Here is a 2,963-nt window from a genome sequence, read left to right as displayed (position 1 = left end):
TAACCTGTAAATCGGTAAGAGTTTTGGCTATTTTAGGCATTTTTGTCTATCATTAAATCATAAATCATATTTATGACTATCATCCTGACCATCAAAAAAGTCAAGATTGTATTAGATAAAATGAGATTCAGTTAGACAAATTGTTTGATTAATTATTTGTTATAAATGAAGTTGTAGGATGGTGTTAGATAAGGTGAGACAAAAAGATGGCGGAAAAGGGGGGATTCGAACCCCCGAACCCAAAAAATGGGTTGCCGCATTTCGAGTGCGGTGCATTCGACCACTCTGCCACTTTTCCGAAAATTAAAATATTTGCAATATATAAGGAGTAAATATGAAAACAAAGACTGGCGGTGAGAGCGGGATTCGAACCCGCGATAGGCTATTCACCTATACACGCTTTCCAGGCGTGCTCCTTCAGCCACTCGGACATCTCACCGTTATTGAGAACGGGAGCTATTTTACAAGACTTTTATAATAATGCAAGATATTTTTTATAAATTTTATCATAGCAATGATCTTAAAGAGCATAAAAACTTATGTAAACAAGCAAATATACCATTGGTTTATATGATAAAAATCTACTTCCTGTAGGTACAACAAAACAGGGCCGGAAATCTTAAAACAGCAGGCTTTAGGCTGCTTTGAATAGGTCAATCGTATAATCCTCGTAATTTGCGGACTTCAGCAGCTTATCAAGTTCTTTATTGAGATTTGTACTGCTTAATAAAGTTTGGCTGTTACTGCCTAAATTAGACCAACTGCATCCGCGATGTTTCTGCCGATTAGATACGGTAAGTCCGTTATAACGTTCTATGGTATTACTTGAATTGGGTAGTCCCAGGTATTTGCGCATAGCATAGCAGCTAAACAGCGTAACCTTATTGTTAATGTAATTCTTAGCGCTCTGCAGGATGACGCTGCGCTCTTTAGTGCTGTGTTCAGCAATTAGTTTATCTATATATTGCAAAGCATCTTTGTAATTGAAGTACCAGAGAGCTTTCTTGACAGCATCTCTGTATGCGCGTCTTTCTTCATGAGAGCCGGCCGTACCTCTGCCTATCATTGAATCAATTTGTTCGGTGACATGATACCAATCCAGATTAATTTGGTAACTGCAGTAACTGAAATACTTATCGATCTGCGTTTTTAAGACGCCGGCACTGTCAATGAAAAAGACCATATGACGATTAATAAGTCCATTGTGAAGGAGGAAGGCGATCAGCGTTTTAAAGCCCTCTTTAACACTTGAAGCGATCAACAGCTGCAGCTTTCCATCCCATTTAACGGTGATCGAGGTAGTAGATACACCGGGTCGATCTTCGGTATAACTCACTGTACATTTTTGGGCAAACTCTGATCTTTCCTGCCGCTCTTTCCTCAGCTTAGCTTTTGCTTGATTCTTTTGCCTCAGCCTATCCCTAGGAGTAAGTTTACGCTTGCGCCGGTCTTGATGTTGAGGTTTTCTGCTGCGTTTACGCATTGTTTTCTGCTTTTTGACCATCACTTCATCCACGCATATATAGGCCAAGGGCAGCTTTCCATCCCAGCACTCCAGCGTCGGCAGGAAAGCAATACTGCTCACACGCTGCGGCTGCAGGGGCCGCTTGGCTTTAGGCATCTGCAGCCAATCAGCCTCCAACTTGGTGTTAAACATGCCGAGCACTTTAGCCAGCTCCGTCGCAAGCGGATGTGCTTTAAGTTTAATAATGCCAAAGCGCTGCTGTGCTTCTTGGATATTTTCCAGAAAGCCTTCTTCGGTATAGTCGGAAGCTTTAAAAATAGCGCTGCGTTCCTCATCGGCTGTTATGCGAATGAATGCGCCGGTCTGTGAAACGTAATCGTGGATGGTGCCGGGAGCAATCTTTAAATGGTTAGACTGTTGTATGAGCTTGCCGGCACCGCGGTATGACAGACCTTCAATCTGCTCCTCTGCCAACAATTTGTCCACAGCTAATGAGCGAGCTGTAGCGTTGGGATTTACTTTAAGAGCAGTACAAATCTTTGCATTTGCATGTGTTTCTCCATATAGAGTCTGCACTCTTAGTTTTTTTTTTTATTTTGACGTCAGCTGATGATTGAGCAGGTTTAACAGCATTAGCTGTCTGTTCAGGCTTTTCCGGCTGATTACTTAAGATAATAGAGAGCAGAGGAGCTTTGAGCTGTTCTATAACATTACCGATGGCAGTCTCTAAATTATCTGCCACCTTTTGAAGATCTTGCTTAGTATTGAGCGGGTGACCGATTTTCAATTGAGAGGCACTAACATTGGTTGGTAAACGACTGATGATATTACCGTCTTCATCCTGCAGTGTAATGACTAATTTCTTCTCAGATATATCACGAGACTTCGGCATAACATAATCCTTTCGAGAAAAAACTTTTATATCAATCTCCTCGTCAGAATATACTTAATTTCATGCTCGTCAAGTCATCTCAGCTGCATTTGCCGTATCTACAGGACGTAAAAAACTATTTAATAAAATCTTTAATAATCAATATGTTAACAATTAAGATAAAAACATTTAAAAAAAAATTAATATAAAGTGTTGACATAAATTTATAAATCCTTATAATGAGCCCCGTTGTTTGACACAACAACCTATCACGCAAGGGTGTGGGGGTATAGCCAAGCGGTAAGGCAGCGGGTTTTGATCCCGCCATTGCCCTGGTTCGATCCCAGGTACCCCTGCCATCCTGATAGTAAAATATAGGGGTATAGCCAAGTGGTAAGGCAGCGGATTCTGATTCCGCCATTTCCAAGGTTCGAGTCCTTGTACCCCTGCCATGGCTACGTAGCTCAGTTGGTTAGAGCGCGGCACTCATAATGCTGAGGTCACTGGTTCAATTCCAGTCGTAGCTACCAATCTATCATTCATGCGTGTTCTCCAATCCTCGAAATCCCGAAATTTACAGTCTAGGTAAAATCCCCGAAATTTACAGTCTAGGTAAAATCTCTTTTA

Annotated in this window: 2 protein-coding genes and 5 tRNA genes; 3 read left to right on the top strand and 4 right to left on the bottom strand. The window is 41.4% G+C overall.

Translation table 11 applies throughout. The annotated features are described in order from the left end of the window. Positions 1–207 precede the first annotated feature (207 nt). From HMPREF9444_RS08330 to HMPREF9444_RS08315, 4 genes are all read right to left on the bottom strand, one after another. A tRNA-Ser gene (locus HMPREF9444_RS08330) sits at positions 208–298 on the bottom strand. 50 nt (positions 299–348) lie between these two features. Beyond that, positions 349–439 (bottom strand) — tRNA-Ser (locus HMPREF9444_RS08325). 195 nt (positions 440–634) lie between these two features. Beyond that, positions 635–2,041, bottom strand: a complete 1,407-nt coding sequence (locus HMPREF9444_RS08320) for a hypothetical protein (RefSeq protein ID WP_148514418.1) — start codon at positions 2,039–2,041, stop codon at positions 635–637. Continuing rightward, entirely contained in the window at positions 1,986–2,357 is a 372-nt protein-coding gene (locus tag HMPREF9444_RS08315) for a hypothetical protein (RefSeq protein ID WP_009143974.1), read from the bottom strand. The genes HMPREF9444_RS08320 and HMPREF9444_RS08315 overlap by 56 nt, the downstream gene beginning before the upstream one ends. Positions 2,358–2,619: 262 nt before the next feature. Here HMPREF9444_RS08315 and HMPREF9444_RS08310 point away from each other — a divergent pair. The 3 genes from HMPREF9444_RS08310 to HMPREF9444_RS08300 all read left to right on the top strand — a co-directional run bounded on the left by HMPREF9444_RS08310 (position 2,620) and on the right by HMPREF9444_RS08300 (position 2,866). Then, positions 2,620–2,695: transfer RNA gene (locus tag HMPREF9444_RS08310), tRNA-Gln, on the top strand. A gap of 17 nt (positions 2,696–2,712) precedes the next feature. After that, positions 2,713–2,788 (top strand) — tRNA-Gln (locus HMPREF9444_RS08305). A gap of 1 nt (position 2,789) precedes the next feature. Beyond that, positions 2,790–2,866, top strand: a tRNA-Met gene (locus HMPREF9444_RS08300). Positions 2,867–2,963: the final 97 nt, after the last annotated feature.

The organism is Succinatimonas hippei YIT 12066 (assembly GCF_000188195.1).
GTDB classification, from domain to species: Bacteria; Pseudomonadota; Gammaproteobacteria; order Enterobacterales; family Succinivibrionaceae; genus Succinatimonas; species Succinatimonas hippei.
The sequence above is the reverse complement of the archived record's forward strand: the minus strand, read 5'-3'. Positions and strand labels throughout refer to the sequence as shown.